Origin of the sequence: Sphingomonas hankyongi, assembly GCF_023516575.1 — a bacterium.
GTDB lineage: Bacteria > Pseudomonadota > Alphaproteobacteria > Sphingomonadales > Sphingomonadaceae > Sphingomicrobium > Sphingomicrobium hankyongi.
This window is the reverse complement of sequence record NZ_JAMGBE010000002.1, coordinates 332,889-352,930: the sequence shown is the minus strand read 5'-3', so window position 1 is coordinate 352,930 and position 20,042 is coordinate 332,889. Positions and strand designations below refer to the sequence as shown.

Annotated in this window: 15 protein-coding genes; 4 read left to right on the top strand and 11 right to left on the bottom strand. The window is 62.7% G+C overall.

Annotation, left to right across the window (positions count from 1 at the left end; genetic code table 11):
• Positions 1-8: 8 nt before the first annotated feature.
• Both LZ538_RS06430 and LZ538_RS13360 read right to left on the bottom strand, forming a co-directional pair.
• The gene (locus LZ538_RS06430; protein WP_249831173.1) at positions 9-857 is read right to left on the bottom strand and encodes a TauD/TfdA dioxygenase family protein; all 849 of its coding nucleotides are present in this window, start codon (positions 855-857) and stop codon (positions 9-11) included.
• Positions 854-1,834: a quinone oxidoreductase family protein gene (locus tag LZ538_RS13360; RefSeq protein ID WP_249831172.1), complete on the bottom strand. Its 981-nt coding sequence runs from the start codon at positions 1,832-1,834 to the stop codon at positions 854-856. Before LZ538_RS13360 ends, LZ538_RS06430 begins: the two co-directional genes overlap by 4 nt.
• A 105-nt stretch (positions 1,835-1,939) precedes the next feature.
• Here LZ538_RS13360 and LZ538_RS06420 point away from each other — a divergent pair, with 105 nt between their 5' ends.
• Entirely contained in the window at positions 1,940-2,971 is a 1,032-nt protein-coding gene (locus LZ538_RS06420; protein ID WP_249831171.1) for an AraC family transcriptional regulator, read from the top strand.
• Here LZ538_RS06420 and wecB read toward each other — a convergent pair.
• Both wecB and LZ538_RS06410 read right to left on the bottom strand, forming a co-directional pair.
• Positions 2,968-4,071, bottom strand: a complete 1,104-nt coding sequence (gene wecB / locus LZ538_RS06415) for a non-hydrolyzing UDP-N-acetylglucosamine 2-epimerase (RefSeq protein WP_283937708.1) — start codon at positions 4,069-4,071, stop codon at positions 2,968-2,970. The two genes, LZ538_RS06420 and wecB, sit on opposite strands and share 4 nt — an antisense overlap.
• Before the next feature lie 71 nt (positions 4,072-4,142).
• Positions 4,143-4,424, bottom strand: coding sequence for an NADH dehydrogenase ubiquinone Fe-S protein 4 (locus tag LZ538_RS06410; protein WP_249831170.1), 282 nt, complete (start codon positions 4,422-4,424; stop codon positions 4,143-4,145).
• 110 nt (positions 4,425-4,534) lie between these two features.
• On the opposite strand from LZ538_RS06410, the gene LZ538_RS06405 reads away from it, so the two are divergent.
• Positions 4,535-5,137 carry a hypothetical protein gene (locus tag LZ538_RS06405; protein ID WP_249831169.1) on the top strand — a complete coding sequence of 201 codons (603 nt, stop codon included), beginning with the start codon at positions 4,535-4,537 and terminating at the stop codon, positions 5,135-5,137.
• Between the two features lie 50 nt (positions 5,138-5,187).
• Here the strand turns inward: LZ538_RS06405 and LZ538_RS06400 are convergent, their stop codons facing one another.
• From LZ538_RS06400 to LZ538_RS06390, 3 genes are all read right to left on the bottom strand, one after another.
• Positions 5,188-6,201 (bottom strand): polyprenyl synthetase family protein, encoded by a 1,014-nt coding sequence (locus LZ538_RS06400; RefSeq protein ID WP_249831168.1) that lies wholly within the window; start codon positions 6,199-6,201, stop codon positions 5,188-5,190.
• 33 nt (positions 6,202-6,234) lie between these two features.
• Complete coding sequence (locus tag LZ538_RS06395) at positions 6,235-7,554, bottom strand: sensor histidine kinase (RefSeq protein ID WP_249831582.1); 1,320 nt, start codon at positions 7,552-7,554, stop codon at positions 6,235-6,237.
• A gap of 95 nt (positions 7,555-7,649) precedes the next feature.
• On the bottom strand, positions 7,650-8,327 hold the full coding sequence (locus tag LZ538_RS06390; RefSeq protein WP_249831167.1) for a response regulator transcription factor: 678 nt from the start codon (positions 8,325-8,327) through the stop codon (positions 7,650-7,652).
• A gap of 191 nt (positions 8,328-8,518) precedes the next feature.
• Here LZ538_RS06390 and LZ538_RS06385 point away from each other — a divergent pair, with 191 nt between their 5' ends.
• Positions 8,519-9,871 carry a S41 family peptidase gene (locus LZ538_RS06385; protein ID WP_249831166.1) on the top strand — a complete coding sequence of 451 codons (1,353 nt, stop codon included), beginning with the start codon at positions 8,519-8,521 and terminating at the stop codon, positions 9,869-9,871.
• A gap of 9 nt (positions 9,872-9,880) precedes the next feature.
• Here LZ538_RS06385 and LZ538_RS06380 read toward each other — a convergent pair whose 3' ends face one another.
• A complete protein-coding gene (locus LZ538_RS06380; protein ID WP_249831165.1) occupies positions 9,881-10,180 on the bottom strand; it encodes a hypothetical protein in 300 nt (99 codons plus the stop codon).
• A 122-nt stretch (positions 10,181-10,302) separates the two neighbouring features.
• Between LZ538_RS06380 and LZ538_RS06375 the strand changes: the two genes are divergently transcribed.
• Positions 10,303-12,102 carry an ABC-F family ATP-binding cassette domain-containing protein gene (locus tag LZ538_RS06375; protein ID WP_249831581.1) on the top strand — a complete coding sequence of 600 codons (1,800 nt, stop codon included), beginning with the start codon at positions 10,303-10,305 and terminating at the stop codon, positions 12,100-12,102.
• On the opposite strand, the gene LZ538_RS06370 is transcribed toward LZ538_RS06375, so the two are convergent.
• The 3 genes from LZ538_RS06370 to LZ538_RS06360 form a co-directional block, all read right to left on the bottom strand.
• Entirely contained in the window at positions 12,103-13,878 is a 1,776-nt protein-coding gene (locus LZ538_RS06370; RefSeq protein WP_249831164.1) for a DUF885 domain-containing protein, read from the bottom strand.
• A 77-nt stretch (positions 13,879-13,955) separates the two neighbouring features.
• A complete protein-coding gene (locus LZ538_RS06365) occupies positions 13,956-15,773 on the bottom strand; it encodes a DUF885 domain-containing protein (protein ID WP_249831163.1) in 1,818 nt (605 codons plus the stop codon).
• 157 nt (positions 15,774-15,930) lie between these two features.
• Positions 15,931-19,992 (bottom strand): DUF11 domain-containing protein, encoded by a 4,062-nt coding sequence (locus LZ538_RS06360; RefSeq protein ID WP_249831162.1) that lies wholly within the window; start codon positions 19,990-19,992, stop codon positions 15,931-15,933.
• Between the last annotated feature and the right edge of the window lie 50 nt (positions 19,993-20,042).

Sequence of the window (20,042 nt, the reverse complement as noted above, 5' to 3'; positions counted from 1 at the left end):
CTTCTCCGTTAGTAAGGCTTGTCGCCGATGATGCCCGCGCGCTCCATTTTCCGGACGGCGGGCCAATAATCCATGACCGCGTAATGCTGGGTGCAGCGATTATCCCAGATGGCGACGCTGTTCGGCTTCCACCGCCAGCGGGCCTGATATTCGGGGATCGCCGCACGCGCGATCAGGTAGTTGAGCAGGCTCGATCCGCCGGGCGAATAATCTTGGCCGTAGCGAACATTCTGAGCCGTGTGGAAATTGGTGAAGTGGGTGGTGAAACTGTTGACGAACAGCACCTTCTCGCCGGTCTCCGGATGCTGTCGAACCACTGGATGCTCGGCGTCCGGAAATTGCTGTTTCAAGGCGTGGCGCTTCTCGATCGGCATGCGCGCGCCGAAAGTCGATTCAATCGAATGGCGCGCGTACAACCCGTCGATGGTTTCCTTGATGTGATCCGGAAGGTCCTCATAGGCACGGCCCATATTCGCCCACACCGTGTCTCCACCCACCGGGGGGCATTCCAGGCAGCGGAGGACGGCTCCAAGCGGGGGCTTCTCGCGCCAGGTCGCATCACAATGCCACGCATTCTCGTAATGGTCGGGCGGTGAATCCAGATCCTTGTAGATGCAGACGAGGCCCGGATAATCGGGGTCGCTGCCGGCCACCGGATGGTCCTCGAGGTCGCCGAAGCGCTGCGCGAATGCTACGTGCTCGGCCTTGCTGATCTGCTGGTCGCGAGCGAACAGGACCTTGTGCTGAAGCAGAGCGTCCTTGATCGCTCCGAACAGGTCGTCATTGCCCACCGCTTCGGCGAGGCTGACGCCGCTCAGTTCCGCACCGATATGCGTGGTGAGCTTCTCGATTTTCATGGGATTACGAAGATCGACGAGCCCGTCGTCTTCCCTGCTTCGAGATCGCGGTGCGCCTGGATGGCGTCGTCGAGCTCGTAACGCTGGTTGATCTCGATCTTGATCCGCCCGCTCGCGACATGATCGAAAAGCGCGCTCGAAAGCTCAGCGCGTTCGGCGGGATCAGCAAGATAGTCCGCCAGCGCGGGCCGGGTGAAATAGACCGATCCCTGGATTGCCAGCTGCAGCGCATCGATCGGTGGGAACGACCCCGACGCGGTTCCGCAGCCGACGAGCACGCCGCGCCGCTTGAGCGATTTCAGCGAGCCTTCATAAGTGTCCTTGCCAACGGTGTCGTAAACCGTCGCAACGCCCTTGCCGTCGGTCAGCTCTTTGACCCGCGCCGGCACATCTTCGCGACGGTAATAGATGATCTCGTCGCAGCCATGCGCCTTGGCTAGATCGGCCTTCTGCTCAGTCGAAACCGTGCCGATCACTCGCAGGCCCAGCAGCTTTGCCCATTGCGAGGCGATCAGGCCGACGCCGCCGGCCGCGGCGTGCAGGAGGATCGTGTCGCCGGGCTTCATCCACGGGTTGGTTTTCAGCAGCCAGTAAGCGGCGCTCAGGCCGCGCATGGTCATGGCGGCAGCAGTCTGATGGTCGATGTCGACCGGAAGCTTGAACAGCGATCCGATGGGCATGACCCGCTCGGTCGAATATGCGCCAAGCGGGCTGCCCGTATATGTTACGCGGTCGCCGACCCTGAAGCCGTTCGTGCCTGGGCCGATTTCCTCGATCACGCCCGATGCCTCGACGCCCATGCCATTCGGCAGCGGCACGGGATAATATCCCTGGCGGAAATAGGTGTCGGCGAAGTTCAGGCCGACCGCTACGTGGCGGACACGAACCTCACCTTCGCCGGGCTTTCCGACGGGAACATCTTCGAGGCGGAGCACGTCGGCGCCGCCTGCTTCGTAGAAACGTACAGCTTTTGCCACGGGGACTTTCCGGATTGAATAAGGCGGCGCAAATAACCCTTGTGCGGCCGTGGCATTTCATGGATCGCGACATTTGTTGATTACCTCGCGACAGGCGGAGGTACCGTGGAACTGGTGAGAGCCGCGTCGCTGACCGGCTATTTCGCAGTAGCTGAGGAGCTCGGGCTCAATACGCCGCGCTTGCTGAGGAACGCCGGGCTTTCGCGCAGCTCGATGAGCAATCCGGAGCAGATGCTGCCCGCGCGTGCTGTCGTCGATCTTCTGGAGAGCAGCGCCGCGGCGTCCGGATGCCTGACTTTGGGTCTGAGGATGGCGGACCGGCGCCAGCTATCCGACATCGGCATGGTGAGCCTTCTGATCGTGCATCAGCCGACGCTCGGTGAGGCGCTGGATGTTCTTTCTGAATATCGCAACCGCATAAATTCGAACCTGACGCTGCAGATCGAGCGTCACGAAAGGGACGTTTTCCTGCGCGAGCATTTTGCGCTGACCCCGCCGATTTATACGCGGCAGGTAAGCGACCTGGCACTCGCCGTTCTATACAAGACATGCCGCGCGATCATGCCGGACAATTGGCGCCCTCAATGCGTTTGCTTCAGCTACCAACGGCCTGGTCCGGTCGACCGCCGGCTGTACGACACGCTGTTCGATTGCGCATTGCATTTCGGGTCTGACTTCGATGGCATCGTGATCGACGCCAACGATCTGGATAGCGTCAATCCGCGCTTCGACGCAGCACTAGCGTCACATGCGCGCGAACTGGTTGCAGGAGCGCTGACTCCGGAAACGCGAACCGTAGCCGAAGAGGTGGAACAATCGATCAGGATTCTCATGCCCGCCGGGCGCGCTTCGATTGGCGAAGTCGCGCATGCGCTCGGCTCGAACGTGAGAACGCTGCAGCGCCGGCTGGAACGGGAAGGTTTCGCGTTCAGCGATCTTCTCGATCGCGTTCGTGTTCAACAGGTCAGCCAGCATTTCGCCGCTCGTCATCTCAGGCTGACCGACGTTGCGCACCTGCTCGGATATTCAAGCCTGGCTTCGTTCAGCACCTGGTACCGCAACCGTTTCAATCGCACGCCGTCGGCCGGACGGCGCGAGGTCCAGTCGGGCACAGCAGGCGCAAGCGTCGGTCATTAAGCTGAACGGCCCGTCGCAGGCCGCTGGGTCAGTTCTGACCGTTTTGCCAACCACTGAGCTATCACCGCAGCAATACGCGGCGCGGCATGACCGTCTCCATAAGGAAACGCCGGCTTCGCCATGGCCGCCAATGTCGCTGGATCGGACAGCAGAAGGCGTGTCTCGCTCAGGATATTCTCCGCCGCGGTTCCGACGAGCCGCATGTTGCCGGTTTCAAGTCCTTCGGGCCGCTCGGTCTTATCTCGAAGGACAAGTAGCGGGACGCCAAGAGCTGGCGCTTCCTCCTGGATGCCCCCGGAATCGCTGAGAATGATATCTGCCTCGCGCATCAGCCCAATCAGGGCAGCATGACTGCAGGGCTTGCGCAGGACGATATTGGATCTGCGATCCAGCAAATCCGCCATGCGATTTGCGACATTGGGATTCGGGTGGAGAACGAAGTCGATGTGGACCTTTGGGTCGCTGGCAAGAGTGACAAGCGCCGAGGCAATTTCGGTCAGGCCGTCACCCCAGCTTTCGCGGCGATGACAAGTCACCAGAATCTTTGAGAGCGATCTATCCTTGGGTCGCGGCATAGGAAGCATGGCGACCCTTGCGAGCAACGCATCAATGCCGGTGTTGCCGGTCACGTGAATTTCGCCGGGGGCGCCTTCGCGAGCGATGTTTTTCGCTGCATGGTCGGTTGGGGCGAAAAGCAGGTCCGCCTGCGCGTCAACCGCTATTCGATACCCTTCTTCCGGCCAAGGTTGCGACGGGTCGTGGGTGCGCAAGCCTGCTTCGACATGCGCTACTGGCACCCCAGCCATGAAGCCGGCTAATGCGGCCCCCAAGGCGCTCGACGTATCGCCCTGCACGACCAGCAAGGGCGGAGGGTCTCCCAACCACGGAACCAGTGCTGCGGTGACTTTTCGCACGTGGCTGTCGGGATCTTCCTCGCCCGGACAGCCCAGGTGGAGGACGGGGGTGCGGTTCAGCCCCCACTCCTCCGGCGCAAGCGGATGTTGCCCCGTGAGTATGATGGCCGGTGCTAGGCCCTGTTTCGAGAGGGCTTCCGCAACAGGCTTGAGTTTGATCGCTTCAGGCCTGGTCCCAACGACCAGCCAGATGTGCGCAGAAAGCAGCCATCCCCCTAGCTCGGCGGAAGCAGTCTAGCCTCCGTCAGGGATCAAGCTCAACGAAAATTGTCTGCGTAAGCCTGCAAGCGCATGCGGACGGGCGACGCGGCTACGACATGATATTCGAGGCCATATTTGTCGCAGTAGGCAACCGCCGCTTCTTTCGTAGCGAATGTCATGCGCACCTGCGGCTTGGTGTCACCCGACCCGTTCCACCCTGTAAGAGGGTCCGGGCGAAGGGGCTCCTGCCGCTCGAACTCCAGTAGCCAGCGGCCGGCATTAGCCTTGCCGGACTGCGTGGTCTTGCGGTCAAGCTCAGAGATACGGGCGATCGTCATGCAGCCGGCGTTGGCAAACCAGTGCATCCAAATCAAGTCTGCTGAACGGCTGTCGTGGATTCGAATTTGTGGTAAGTCGCTCGTCCTCCCGACTACGAACGGAGGGGCTCATGACAGCATTGAGATCGAAGGCGCTTCTTTGGGCGGCGGCAGCGACTGCGCTCGCTGCGTGCAACAAGGCCCCGGCGCCAGCCGAGAATAACGCGGCGGGTGAGGTTACCGAGACATCGGCGGCGGCTTCGAACGATCCTGTGGCCAGCGCGGAAGCCGCCGCTCCCGCTTCGATCGCCAAGGATGCGGCCGTGATCACCGTCGACGCCAAGGGTGCCATGAACATGCTTCGCCAGGGCAACAATGGCTGGACCTGCATGCCGGATAATCCGGCAACGCCGGGCAAGGACCCAATGTGCATGGACGCCAATGGCATGAAGTGGGCACAGGCCTGGATGGGGCATAAGCCGCCGCCCGCGGATAATGTCGGCCTGATGTACATGCTTCAGGGCGGAAGCGACGCCAGCAACATCGATCCGTGGGGTGAGAAGCCCGCTAACGGTAAATGGGTCGAGACCGGGCCTCACGTGATGGTCGTAGGAGCGGATTCCCTCAACAAGCTCTATCCGACCAGCGCCGATCCGGACACGAGCAAGCCCTATGTGATGTTCGGCGGCACGCCCTATGCGCACCTGATGATTCCCGTCTCGGATACGAAATAGGGGGAGGTGTCTCGATCTTCACGGGTGATGTTCGCGAAGCTTGGGAAGTTTTAGTAAGCGCGCGCGATCGCGAACTCGACGGTCTCGATAAGCGCAGCCTTGGCCTTGCTAGCTGGGAACATGGCGAGGGCATCGATCGCCCGGCGACCGTAATGGCGTGCGCGCTCGACCGTTTCCGATAGCGCGTCAGTCTCGCGAAGGAGACCGATGGCATGCGCCAGATCGGCATCGCCGATGCGTTCGCCGCCGATGGCGGAGCGCCAGAAGGCGCGATCGGATTCGCTGCCACGCGCATATGCGAGGATCACGGGCAGGGTCATCTTGCCATCGCGAAAATCGTCGCCAACGCCCTTGCCCATCGTTGCGGCGTCCGACGCATAGTCGATCACATCGTCGGTGAGCTGGAAGGCGATGCCCAGGTTCTTGCCGTAACTTTCAAGCGCGAGCTCGGCATCTTCGCTATGTTCGGCGACGACGGGTGCGACGCGGCAGGCCGCAGCGAACAGCGCCGCCGTCTTCGCGCTGATGATCGTCAGATACTGCTCTTCGCCGGTCTCGATCTGCCGCTGGGCAGTGAGTTGCTCGACCTCGCCCTCGGCGATCACAGCGGATGCATGGCTTAGGATGCGGAGCACCTTCAGGCTTCCGTCCTCGACCATTAGCTCGAACGCCCGGCTGAAGAGGAAGTCTCCGACAAGCACGCTTGCCGGATTGCCCCAGATCAGGTTTGCCGTCCGCTTTCCGCGGCGCATCCCCGAACCGTCGACGACGTCGTCATGGAGCAGGGTTGCGGTGTGGATGAACTCGACTGCTGCCGCGAGCTTGTGATGGCGGTTGCCGGGATAGCCGAGCAGGCTCGCACAGGCGAGCGTGAGCATCGGCCGCATCCGCTTGCCGCCGCCAGCGATCAGATGCCCCGCGAGTTCGGGTATCAGCGCCACCTTGCTCTGCATCCGCTCGAGGATGACGGCGTTGACGCCGTTCATGTCGTTGGCGACCAGCGCAAGGAGTGGGCTCAGCGACGGCTCGCGGCTGGTGCCCAGGGAATGAACGGTTGCAGTCACGGCCGAAGCCCTAGCTGTTAGGAGTCAGATTTCCTAGCCGGCGGGGAGCGTCAGCCGCGCAAGGACACCCCCAAGATCCTCGCTTTCCTCGAGGTGGATGGAGCCCCCGTAAATTTCGGCAACATCGCGCACGATCGCCAATCCAAGCCCAGTGCCGGGCTTGCCGGTCGTATCGAGCCGTGCGCCGCGCGCGAAGAGGGAGCTTCGATCCGCTTCCGGGATGCCGGGCCCGTCATCCTCAACCAGGATGTCGACGTTCGGCCCCTTGGGCTCGACCGTCACAAACACGCGTCCGCCGCCATATTTGGCGGCATTCTCGACGAGATTGCCGAGCATCTCGTCCAGATCCTGCCGCTCGACGCGGACCTGGGCATGTTGGTCCCCGGCGATGTCGATGGTGACTTCTTCATGGAGACGCTCGACTGCCCGCTGAACGGCCTCCAGGCTTTCCCAAACGGTGGCTCGGGCCTGCGCCGAAGCGCGCCTGCCGATGGCCCGCGCGCGGGCGAGATGGTGGTCGACCTGCCGCCGCATGACCTGCGCCTCTCGGCAGACGGTGTCCGCCAGGTCAGATGTCCGCGCAGTGGCGGCGTTCGTGATCACTGTGAGCGGAGTCTTCAGCGCGTGGGCGAGGTTGCCGGCGTGGCGCCGCGCTTCTTCCGCCTGGGATTCACTGTGCGCAAGAAGCTGGTTGATCTCTTCCGTAAGCGGTCGGATCTCGGTCGGGAAATCGGATCCTATTCGATGTTTTTCGCCCGATCGAATCGAAGCGACCTCGCGCCGGACCCGTCGCAGCGGCCACAGGCCGTAAAATGTCTGGAGCGCGGCCAGGACGAGCAAGCCGACGCCCAGGGCTGTAAAGCTCCAGATGAGTGTCGAGCGCAGCTTGCGGATCTGCTCATCGATCGTCTCGCGGGACTGGGCGACCTGGAAGCGCCACCGAACGTCGGATCCCGGAAGGATTGCGTCTCTCTCCGCGATGCGCAGCGGCTCGGAATGGCCGACGCTCGAGAATTCGTCGCTGTCGTAAAGGTGCGGATCGACATCCGCATGCTCATCGACCACGCGAAGGCGCCTGTCCCACAGGGATCGCGACGCAAACGTGTCCGCGCCTTCGCCGCTGATCTGGAAATAAAGCCCGGAATAAGGCTCGATGAAGCGTTGGTCTGCCGGCGCGCGGTTGAACCGCACTTCACCGTCCGGGCCGATCTCCGATGCCGCGATCATCGAATTGAGCACGAACGTCAGCTGGTTGTCGAAACTGTCGACGATCGATCTTGAAAGCACGCGATCCAGCGCAAATCCGCCGATCAGCAGCAGGGCAGCGATCCATATCGCAGCCATGCCGATCATGCGGCTGGTCAGCGAGCCGATGCGTCGGCGATGCGGCCGTTCGGAGGCGGCGGAGTCAGCCTCGGGCGCCGCCGTCACGGGGGCGGCTTCCCTATTCAACTAGTCCGAACCTCCGCTGGCTCTTCAAGGCTGTAGCCGAGTCCTCGGATGGTCGTGATCACGTCAGCGCCCAGCTTCTTGCGGATGCGCGTCACGAAGACCTCGATCGTGTTGGAATCGCGATCGAAATCCTGGTCGTAGATGTGCTCGATCAGCTCAGTGCGGCTTACCACCTTGCCCTTGTGGTGCATCAAATAGCTCAGCAGCTTGTATTCCTGCGCCGTCAGTTTCACCGGCTCGCCGCTCTTCGTCACCTTGCCTGAGCGGGTGTCGAGACGAATGTCGCCCGCGATCAGCTCGGACGACGCGTTGCCGGACGAGCGGCGGATCAGCGCCCGCAGCCGCGCGATCAGCTCTTCGGTTTGGAATGGCTTGGCCAGATAGTCGTCGGCGCCCGCATCGAGGCCGGCGACCTTGTCCGACCAGCTGTCGCGGGCGGTCAGCACCAACACCGGCATCTTGCGGCCTTCCCGGCGCCAGCGGTCCAGCACGGTCAGGCCGTCAATCTCGGGCAGGCCGAGATCGAGGATCACCGCATCATAGCTCTCGGTGGAGCCGAGATAATGGCCGTCTTCGCCGTCGGTGGCGAGATCCACGGCGTAGCCGGCGCCCTCCAGCGTAGAGCGGAGCTGCCGGCCCAGGTTGGGTTCGTCTTCGACGATCAAAACGCGCATTTCAGTGTCCAGATGATGTTCATGTTCGCTCCGTCAACCCGCGTTGCGGCAATCGGTTGCTTTACCGGAACGAAACAGCGGGTGCTGGCAAAATGTCAATCGGCTCAACTTCACAATGCCGTTCGTCGATTCCGGCTTGCCCCACCGATAGCCGACCATTCATCCACCGGTTCCCTTCGGAGGTCTCCAGAATGCGCGTACGTCCCGGTTTCGCCCGTCCGCTTTTGATCGGTCTTGCCGTGGCGCTGGCGGCGCCCGCGTTCGGGGCTGCCTCCGCGCCCCCGGCTCCGTCGACCTATGACGAGCTCGAACGCTTCATGAGCGTCTTCGAAAGGGTGAAGAAAAATTATGTGAAGCCCGTCGACGACCATACCCTCATCAACGGCGCGATCGATGGAATGCTAGCGGCGCTCGACCCTCACTCCAGCTATGCCGAGGGACAGGATTTCGAAAACCTGCAGACAATCGCAGACGGCAATTACGGCGGGCTAGGCCTGGTCACCACAATCGAGGATGGACTGCTTAAGGTTGTCTCGACGACCGAAGACACTCCCGCCTGGCGCGCGGGCATAAAGTCGGGCGACTATATAACCCACATCAACGGTGAGCTGATGTTCGGCTCGACCCTCGATGAATCCGTCAACAAGATGCGCGGCGAGCCCGGCACGAAGGTCGAATTGCGGATCCGCCGCGAAGGCAATCCCAAGCCGATCGAGCTCAGCCTGGTGCGCGGCGTGATCGACGTGAATCCCGTGAAGTGGGAGGTCCGGAACCGCGTCGGGATCATCAACCTCAACATCTTCAACGGGAAAAGCGGTCAGGCGACCCGCGAGGCCATTCAGAAAATCAACGCCGCGACGAACAATAATGCGGTCGGTTATGTCCTGGATCTTCGCTCGAACGGCGGCGGCATCGTCGACGAGGCCGTCGAGATCGCCGACATGTTCCTCGATCAAGGCGAGATCGTTTCCCAGAGGGGCCGTTCCAACGACACCATCCGCCGTTTCTATGCGCATCCCGGCGACCTCACCAACGGCAAGCCGCTGATCGTCCTGGTCGATGCGGGCAGCGCTTCAGCTTCCGAGATCGTCGCCGGAGCGCTCCAGGACCATCACCGCGGGCTCGTCATCGGTGAGCTGAGCTTTGGCAAGGGCTCGGTCCAGTCGGTCTTCCGCATGGGTGCCGACCGCGCGCTGAAGCTCACGACGGACCTCTATTACCTTCCGTCGGGCAAGTCCGTGCAGGGGGGAGGGATCGATCCCGACATCGTCGTTCCGCAACTTTCCGACGAAGGCCGCGTGTCACGCCTAAAGGTTCGCGAATCCGACTTGAAACGGCATCTCATCACCGAGGCGGGCGACGAAGACGCGCTGCTGAAGCGCGAAGATCCGCCAAGCGCGCGCTTCACCGTCACGGCTGCGGATCTCAAGAAGAAGGGCATCGACGATTACCAGCTCGACTACGCGATCAAGGTCCTGCAGCGCGTCAGTCCCGTGAACATCGCTAGCGAGCCTCATAGGGGCAGCGAGCGAACGACAAGCTAGGTTAGGGGACTATTTGTCGCGGGAGCGGCGGACGATGCGGCCCTGGCCATCGACGTCCACCCAGATGACGCGGCCATTGCGCATGAACTTCATGCGGGTGGTGCTGCCATTGAGCTCGGGCCCCAGATAGTCCGCGCCGCCCATGAACGGCATGACGCGGCGCTCCAGTTGCGGAAGGGGCATCGAGCGGCCCTGCTGGGTCGCCTCAAAGGCCTTGTCGGCATCGCGCGGCTTCTCGGCCAGCGCCGGGGCGCTGCTGAAACCTGCAGCGAGCGCGGCTGCGGCGAGGAGGGTACGAACCAGGATCATTACGCGACTCTTATGAAGCGCTTTCTATCACAGTGCATTGAATGCGCTATGAATGTGCATGAACGGCGGCGTTCAGGTCGCCGGGAGTGGCGCGAATGCAACGTGGCCGCCATATGGCCGTCATGGCGGCGCCCATTCTCTCCTATGAAAAGCTGGGCCTGATACAGGGCGAAGGCTGGTTGTTTCGCGACCTCGACATCTACATCGGGGAACGCGATCGTCTTGCGCTGATCGGCCGCAACGGCGCCGGAAAGACCACGCTCCTGAAGTGCCTCGCGGGTCTGATCGATCCGGACGAAGGCAAGCGTACGATCGTCCCCGGCGCGCACGTCGTCCTGCTCGAGCAGGATCCGAAGATGGACGGACACGAGACACTTCGCGACTGGGTGCTTCATGGCCGGGACGCGCCGCAGCCGCACGAAGCCGACGCCATCGCCCATCAGCTCGGGATCGATCTCGAAAGGCCCGTCGCGACTGCGAGCGGAGGCGAGCGGCGCCGCGCAGCGATCTCTCGCGCGCTGGCGCAGCAACCCGATGTCCTGATGCTCGATGAGCCGACCAACCATCTCGACCTCGGCGCCATCGAATGGCTGGAGGAGTGGCTCAAGCGGTTCAAGGGCGCCTTCATCGCCATCAGCCACGACCGCACGTTCCTTGCGCGGCTGACTCGCAGCTGCCTTTGGCTCGACCGGGCGCAGCTGCGGCGCGCAGAAATAGGATTCGGCGGTTTCGAGGCGTGGACCGAGAAAGTCTATGAGGAGGAGGCGCGCGCGGCCGAGAAACTGGACGCCAAGCTGAAGATCGAGCTTCACTGGCTGCAGCGCGGGGTGACGGCGCGGCGGCGGCGCAACCAGGGCCGGCTCGCCAAGCTCAACGATATGCGCGCCCAGCGCGCGGCGATGCTCGGAAGCGCCGGCGCGGCCAAGCTCGCGCTTGTTAAGGACGACGTGCGGTCCAAGACCGTGATCGACGCCGACCAGGTCAACAAGGCCTATGGCGACCGGCCGATCATCCGCGACTTCACATTGCGCGTGCAGCGCGGTGATCGCATCGGCATCGTCGGACCGAACGGCGCGGGAAAGACGACATTGCTGAAGCTTCTGACGGGAGAGCTTGCGCCCGACAGCGGCTCCGTGACCCTCGCCAAGACGCTGAGCGGCATCGTCATCGACCAGCAGCGCAGGCTGATGGATCCCGGGAAGCGTGTGCGCGACGTGCTCGCCAACGGCGGAGAGTGGATCGAGGTCCGCGGCTCGAAGAAGCACATCAAAGGCTATCTCAAAGAATTCCTGTTCGATCCGACGCTGGCTGACGCGCCGATAGCCTCCCTTTCAGGCGGCGAACGATCGCGACTGCTGCTGGCGCGAGAGTTCGCACGTGCGGCGAACCTGCTGGTGCTGGACGAGCCGACAAACGATCTCGACCTGGAGACCTTGGACCTGCTTCAGGAGGTCATCGCCGATTATGAAGGCACGGTCCTGATCGTGAGCCATGATCGCGACTTTCTCGACCGGACCGTGACGGTGACTCTCGGACTCGACGGGTCGGGCAAGGTGGACGTCGTCGCGGGTGGGTACGAGGACTGGATCCGCAAGCGCTACGAAGACCATCGGCCGCGCTCGGCAACGAAAGCTTCCGCGCCGAAGACCGTCGATGCTGCCCCGCGCCCCTCGCAGCCGAACCGCAAGCTCTCTTACAAAGACCAGCGCGATTACGACCGATTGCCGGACGAGATCGAACGTCTTCAGGCAGATGTCGCAAAGGATGAAGCCGCGCTCGGCGATCCGGACCTCTTTCTCCGGGAGCCAGATCGGTTTGCGCGGATCACAGAGCGCATCGCTCGTAATCGGGCCGAGATCGAAGCCGCGGAGTTTCGCTGGCTGGAGGTCGCCGAAATGGCTGAGGGACTGGCGCGCGCCTGATCAGCGTATCGGTTCGCCGAGCTCCAGCGCGCGGATCATCCGGACGGGTGGCGAACCGTGGCTGAGCGCTCCGTCGTGGAATTTGCGCAAGGTGAATCCCGGCTTCTTTTCGGCGGCCGCGCGGAAGTCCTTCCACTCCTGGTATCCGACGAAATAGGTCGGCAGCTGCGCGGAGCTCAGCTGTAGGCGGGTCCATTTGCCGGCTGCCTCGCGCTCTTCTTGGAAAGCAGTCTTGGTCATCAGCTCCATGGCCTGTTCGCGAGTCATTGTGCCGGCATGGAAGTCCTGGTCGAGGATTGCATTCACCGGCATGCGCATCTGAAACTTGTAGTGCGCGAGGAGATAGCGCGGATCGCGATTGAGATAGCCGGCGTCCGCCATCACGTCCTGCCCGTAGCAGGCCCATCCTTCGACCATCGGGCCGGATTGAAGAAAGGCGCGAAGCCGCGACTTGTACTGGTTTGCATGGGTAAGCTGCAGCAGGTGGCCGGGCACGCCTTCATGCAGCGTCAGCTCTTGGATCACCCACTTGTTATACTCACGCAGGAAGGATGCGGTTTGCTGATCGGTCCAGTCTTTGGGGATCGGCATGACCGTGAAATAGCCGCTCTGGTCCTTTTCGAACGCGCCCGGCATGTCGGCATAGGCGGCGGACGAACCGCGGGCATATTCGGGCATCTCGATCACGCGGAAATTGGCGTCGGGAAAGCCCACGATATCCTTCGCCTTGGCGAATGCGGTTGCCTCGTCGAGCGCCTTGCGCGCAAATGTCAGGACTTCGTCGCGCGGCGGAGCATCGGCATTGACGATCGCGAGCCCCGCCTCGATCACCGCTTGCTGCTGCTCCGGTGTCGGGTTCGCCGGAGCGGGCGGAGCGCCGGCGCGGCCTTTGAGCATTCCGGCCGCAACATCGTACATCTTCGAGCGCAGCGACTGCAGCTCTCGGTCGGCGCGCTCACGAATCTCCTTGCGGCTCAGCGTGGATTCGAGCGCGAGACGAAGCTTTTCGTCGTATAAGGCCGCTCCGATCCGCTCATTGCCCTTGGCGTTGGGCACGAGTTCCTTGTCCAGCCAGTTCTGGTAGCTCGCCATCGCTGCCTTGGCCTGCGCACCGGCTGCCTCCAGTCGCGTGCGGTCCGCTCCGGAAAGCGCGTCCTTCTGCGCCAGGATTCCGTCAATCAGTCCGCTCAGGCCGGCGTTCTGCTTGGCGACTGTTTCGGCGTGCACGCGCGGGACGCGTGCCGGCACCAGTGCGGCCTTCGATTGCTCGAGGAATCGCGGCAGCGCTTCGAGCCGGCCAGTAGCCGCGCGCAAGCGCACAGGCAGTGGCGCGAACTCGCGTGCTCCGACGAGCCCGAACAGGCCCGCTCCTAGCGTTCCGGAGTAGGTCTGCGGATCCCACGCCCAGTCCTGCAATCGCTGGTCGCTGAAAATGGCGTAATCGAGCTGATCCTTGAGGACGATCGCGTCGACCTGATTTTCGCGGCTCAGGCGCGAGTGATCGAAAGTCGCAAGTTCCCGCAACGACCGTTCGGCAAAGCCACGCATCTGCGCGCGCCCCGCAGCCGACATGTCGGGAAGGGCATCGTCAAAGCGATGGTCCCCGACCTGCGTCGCAAGAACCGGCTGGAGCTTGAGTAGCTCATCCACCATGCGCTCGCCGAAGGCTTCAAAGCGCGCGTCTTCGCTGACGGCGGGAGCGGCTATTGCGGGCGTAATCGTCGCGGGCGCCGCAACGGCAGCGACGCCGACCAGAAGTGCAACCAGAACGCGCATGGAAATCCCCCCGATGAAGCAGCCGGAGAAGGCTGCGCGACAGCGAGGGGATTGTCCAGACCCGGCTGGGCTGCGGCCTAGCCGGCCATCTGCGCCGCGGTGCGCTCGCGGATGCGTCGTTCGAGGATCGACAGCGGCATCGCGCCCTCGCGCAGGATCTCGTGGAACTGGCGGATGTCGAACTTCGACCCGAGCGTGCGTTTCGCTTCTTCGCGGGCGCGCAGCCAGGCAAGGTGCCCGATCTTGTAGCTGCAGGCCTGGCCGGGCGAGGCGCAGTAGCGCTCGATCTCGCGCTGCGCGCGGCCGCGCGCGAAGCCGGTCGTGGCGATCATATGCTCGATTGCCTGCTCGCGGGTCCACTTCTTGTGGTTCATCCCAGTGTCCACGATCAATCGCTCGGCGCGGAACAGGAACGACTGCAGGTAGCCCGCGCGCTCGTTGCCCTTGTAGCCTCCGAGCTCGTCGGCGAGCTGTTCGGCGTAAAGAGCCCAGCCTTCGCCGTAGGCCGAATAGAAGGCGATGCGCCGTAGCATCGGCAGGTCCTTCGACAGCTGTGCGATGCTGAGCTGCAGGTGATGGCCCGGAACGCCTTCGTGATAGGTGAGCGAAGGCAGGGTATATTTGGGCCAGTCAGCAGTGGACTTGAGGTTGATGAAGTAAATCGCGGGCCGTGAGCCATCGAGGGTCGCCTGGCGATAATAGCCGTTGGACGCGCCATCCTGAATCTCTGGGGGCACGCGCCGGATTTCGAGCGGCTGCTTGGGCAGCGTCGCGAACGCCTGCGGAAGCTTCGCGTACATCGCATTCACGCCGGCGTTGAGGTCGTCGATCAGCTGGGCGCGGCCGGTGTCGGTGTTAGGGTAGAGCTGCTCCGGCATCTGGTTGAAGGCGGTCAGCCGCTCGCCCACTGTGCCGCTGGTCAGTCCCGCCGAGCGCAGGATCTTGTCCAGCTCGGCGCTGATCTCGGCGACCTGCTGAAGCCCGATCTGGTGGATCTCGTCCGCCGAATAATTGGTGGTCGTCGCTTCGGCGAGCGCCGCGGCATAGACGGCATCGCCGTTCGGAACGCGCCACACGCCGTCGCCCGCAGGCGTGGTCGGGCGCAACGCGGCAATCGCGGCAATCTGGCGATCGAGCGCCGGATAGACCTGATCGGCGACGATCTTGGCCGCGCGCTCGCGCCACTCGCCCGGGATCTTCTTCGCCGCGGCGCGGCTCGCAACGGATTCCGCCATCGTGCTCTGGTCGGCAGCGGGCGCTCGGAGCTCTCGCATCTGCTTGAGCGCAAGGTCGAGGGACCAACCGGGCGCCAGATATCCGCGGGCAGCCTGCCGCTTCTGCTCCGCAGTCTCATTGTCGAGCTCGGTGGCGAATTGCGCGAGGCGTGAAAGATAGGCCTCGGCGTCGCTCTTCGTGTCGATCGGGTGAGTGCTGTGCAGGAAGTCGGGCCGGGAGAAATAGGCGCCGTCCTGCTGGCTGATCACGTACGGGCTTTGCGGGTTCGAGATGTCGAAGCGTTCCGGACCGACGTTGCCGGTCTTGAGGTCCCAGATGACGACTTCGCGGTTGAGCTTGGCGCTTTCGGAAAGGCCTGCCTCCGGAACAGCCTCGAGCCAGCCGATGAACTTGTTCGTGCGCGCGATTTCTTCCGCCCGCGCCCGTTGCACGGGCCTCACGTCCAGCTTGGCGCGGAGCGGCGCCAGCTTGCCCTTGTCCAGGCCGAGCGAGGTCGCGAAGCCGGGGAATGTCCGTACCTGCTCCTGGAAGATGCGCTCGAAAACAGCGTCGAGATTTGCGTCGCCCGAGGCGGCCGGCGCAGCGAACGCCTTGCTGGAAAGAAACGGAGCGGAAAGCGCGGCGGCACCGCTGGTGCAAAGGAATTGGCGACGGTCCATGAGAATCCCCGAGTGAATGTTTGTCGCGGACGATAGCGGCGGTGCAGCCGCGAGCAACTTTACTCGTCGAAAAGCGAGCTACGTTCGCAGAGGATTCTGGGCAAAAAAAAGGCCGGGAGCGTCGAACGCTCCCGGCCCTTTCTCTCAAAGTCGAGGCTCAGCCGTGCGCCGTCTCATAAATGCCGAGCGCTGTAATGAACTCGTTCGTGCAGCAGTTTGCATAATGCGTTCCGCCCGGCTCCGTCTGGCCGGTATTGTTGTAGTAATCGAGCGCGGAATGCATCTGGGACGCGCTGTGATCGAAGCCGGACTGGATTGTGTTCCACTTCGGGTCGCTCGTCTTGATCACGGCGGTGCTTAGCTTGAACTTGTCCCACGTCTCGGTCGTGCCGCCGCTGTTGGTTCCGGAGTAGATCTGCATCCAGTCGATCGCGTCGTTCAGATAATGCGCGGGACTGTGCGTATCGCTGGCATCGGCCGGATCCCCGAAGCCGGAGCCTTGCAGGTAGTTCAGCCAGGACGCGACCATGTCGCGACCAAGCATGAACTTTCCGTCGCCGCTTTGGCCGTTGAGTTGCTTGTTCGACGCGTTGATCAGCTGACGGGCATCGGCATAGCTGACGTACAGCACGTCTTCCTGGAAATCGTCGCCGGTACCGGCGATGCCGTCGAGGCCAAGGTTATCTGCGATGCCGTTCTTGTTGTAATCGCCGATCAGCAAGCCCCAGACATTGCTGTCGCTGCTATTGACCACGCCGTTGCCGTCGCTGTCGACCTTGTACAGCAGGTCACCGTCCGGGAAGCCATCCTGGCCGGCATGCTTCTCACCACCCTGCTGGTCCCAGAACTGGCCGCCATTCTTCATGTTCTGCCAGAAGCCGGGTGTGCGTGGGCACAGGCCGGTGTCGACCAGGCTGAAATAGTAGGCCGAATCTTCGTCCGTCGCGCCCTCAGCGGTGTTCACATCGGCAGTGTTGAGGTGCGATCCCGGAGATACTGACAGCGGATCGAACGCCTCGGTGTAGGTGATCGTCCAGGTTTCGCCCACCTGGAGGATCCCATCCGCGACGAGACCATTGCCGGCATCGCCGTCGTTGTCGTCACCCGTAAGGACTGCATTATGCGCGATCGCATAGGCAGTCAGCACGCCGTCATCTACCAGAAGGTTGGCGGGGCCTGATGCGCCACCCGAGTGGTAGGTGTCGGTGATGTCGACGTCCGTCAGCGTGACCGGCCCGGTGTTTTCGACGGTGATCTTGAAATTCACGTCGCCGCCGACGTTGACGTTGTTCGGTCCAGGCCCGGTGTTCGCGTCGTCCCAGCCGAAGCCGACGTCGACATATTTGATCAGCTCGACCGATGGGGCGCAAACGACCGCGGTGTCGACCGAGTTGCCCTTGGGGCCGACCGTTTCGCCGTCGAACACGAAGCTCGCCGCCAGCGTGTTGGTGATCTTCTCGTCGTCTGCGCACGCTTCATCGATCACGTCCTGGGTAACCGTCTCGGTGAAGTTGTAGGTCCAGGTCTCGCCGACATCGAGAATGCCGTCGCCGTTGGTCCCGGTGCCGCCCGTCTCGGTGAAGTCCGCCGCCGTCAGTCCACTACCCGTGCCCTCGAGCGTGTCGGTGATTGTCTCGCCGTCGAGCGTGACGTTGCCGGTGTTCACGATCGTGATGCGATAGTTGATCTTGTCGCCCACGCTGTCGACCGCGTCGTCCGCAGTCGTCAGCGGATCGCCGCCGAGGAGCTCGACGCCGCCCTCCACCGAGACGATCGATTTGACCGCCGTGAAGTCGGGGCTGCACACCACGGACGTGTTGACCGTGTTGCCCTTGGGCCCGAGCGTTTCGCCGTCGAACACGAAGCTCGCCGCCAGCGTGTTCGTGATCGTCTCGTCGTCCGCGCACAGTGCATCGAGCTCGGTCTGGGTGACGGTCTCGGTGAAGTTGTAGGTCCACGTCTCGCCGACATCGAGCTGCCCGTTGCCGTTCAGGGCGGCATTGCCGCCGGTCTCGGTGAAGTCCGCCGCCGTCAGTCCACTACCCGTGCCCTCGAGCGTGTCGGTGATCGTCTCGCCGTCGAGCGTGACGTTGCCGGTGTTCACGATCGTGAGGCGGTAGTTGATCTTGTCGCCGGCGCTGTTGACCGCGTCGTCCGCGGTCGTCGAGGGATCGCCGCCGAGAAGCTCGACGCCGCCCTCCACAGAGACGATTGATTTGACCGCCGTGAAGTCGGGACTGCACACGACGGACGTGTTGACCGTGTTGCCCTTGGGCCCGAGCGTCTCACCGTCGAACACGAAGCTCGCCGCAAGCGTATTCGTGATCGTCTCGTCGTCCGCGCACAGCGCATCGAGCTCGGTCTGGGTGACGGTCTCGGTGAAGTTGTAGGTCCACGTCTCGCCGACATCGAGCTGGCCGTTACCGTTCAGGGCGGCATTGCCGCCGGTCTCGGTGAAGTCCGCCGCCGTCAGCCCGCTTGCCGCGCCCTCGAACGTGTCGGTGATCGTCTCGCCGTCGAGCGTGACGTTGCCGGTGTTCACGATCGTGAGGCGGTAGTTGATCTTGTCGCCGGCGCTGTTGACCGCGTCGTCCGCAGTCGTCGAGGGATCGCCGCCGAGAAGCTCTACGCCGCCCTCCACAGAGACGATCGATTTGACCGCCGTGAAGTCGGGGCTGCACACCACGGACGTGTTGACCGTGTCGCTCTTGGGACCGATGTCCGTGCCGTTATAATTGAACGTAGCGGTGACTGTGTTGGTGATCGTCTCGTCATCGGCACACAGTGCGTCGAGCTCGGTCTGGCTGACGGTTTCCGTCCAGTTCCAGGTCCAGGTTTCGCCGATGTCGAGAATGTTGTTGTTGGTGCCGGATTCCGTGAAGCTGTCCGCATTGACGGTGACGCCGACGCCCTCGAGCGCATCCGAAATGCTCGTCAGCGCTAGTGCCAGTTCACCGGTGTTCACGATCGTGATCCGGTAGTTGATCTGGTCGCCGGCACTGTTGACGGCATTGTCCGCCGTCGTGTTCGGATCGCCGCCCTGAAGCTCGACCCCACCAACGACGGACACGATCGACTTGTCGATCGTGAAGTTCGGGACCTTCACGTGGTTACCGACGAGCATGGTGGCGGTGCCCGTCGTGACGTTCACAATCTGATCGCCGTCGTTCAGCGGATCCGTGGTCTGCTCCCACGCTCCGGCCGGCGGATCGTAATCCGAGAAGTTGAGGCCAACACCGACGTCCGCGGCCGTGAGGACCTCGCGGACCGTGTAGCTCGTATTCGGAAGCAGGCTGTAGAATGTGAAGTGGCCGTTGGCATCCGTCAGCGCCGTCTGCTCGCCGACGTCGAGCTTGTTGTTGCCATTGAGGTCGATGTACATCGTGAAGCCGGCGAGCGGGACTTCGTCGTCGCCATTCCCGAGGATGTTATCGATGCCGTTGACGTCGCGAGTGCCGTCGCCGTTCACGTCGTTGAACTTGGTGCCCTCGATCTTGGCGGCAGTCAGCACGTTCCATTCGGCAAAGCCGGCGTCATCGGGCGGCTCCGGTCCGAATTGGGAGAATAGTGTGAGGTAGTCGGTGGGTGACGATCCCGAGAACATGCTGACCGGGAAATAGAAGGTATAGTCGAGCTTGCCCTGGCCGGCGCCGTCATCCTCCAGAAGCAGCTTGTTGTTCGTATTTGCATCGAGGTCGAAGCGAAGCGTGAACCCGTCGGCCGGGAGGAATGCGGTGCCGCCCCCGGAATGATATTGCGAAAGCACTGCGGGGTTAGCCGAAGTGAAGAGCTGCAGCTCCTCCAACGAGACGTCCTTGTTTACGTTCTCGTTGATGTCGAGATTGATGACGTAATAGCCTTCGAGCGACCCGTTTCCGTCGAGATCCTTGTAGACGATTGGAATATCGCCGAGCTGGATTGCGTCGGTGTTCGGATCCGAGATCGTAAGGCCGGCGTCAGTATAGGGCTTCTTGATGTCCTCGTTGGTGTTGAAGCCGAGCAGCGTACTGCCGCCGTTCATGTTGAGGAACGGATTGAAGAGTCCGGTGCCGGTCGCGCCGATCTCCTGCGACTCATCGAAATTGTAGTGCTTCAGATAGAAGGGAAAGGTCGCGCCCGTGAAATACGAGGGTCGGAACCAGCCTTCGTCGGTCGATGTAAAATCGTTGCTGTGATCCGTGCCGTCGTCGTCGAACCCTTTGACGTTATAATCGGCCATAGCGTTTACTCCCGCAACGGCGTGCGCGCTGTCCCTGCGACCCCGCTCGC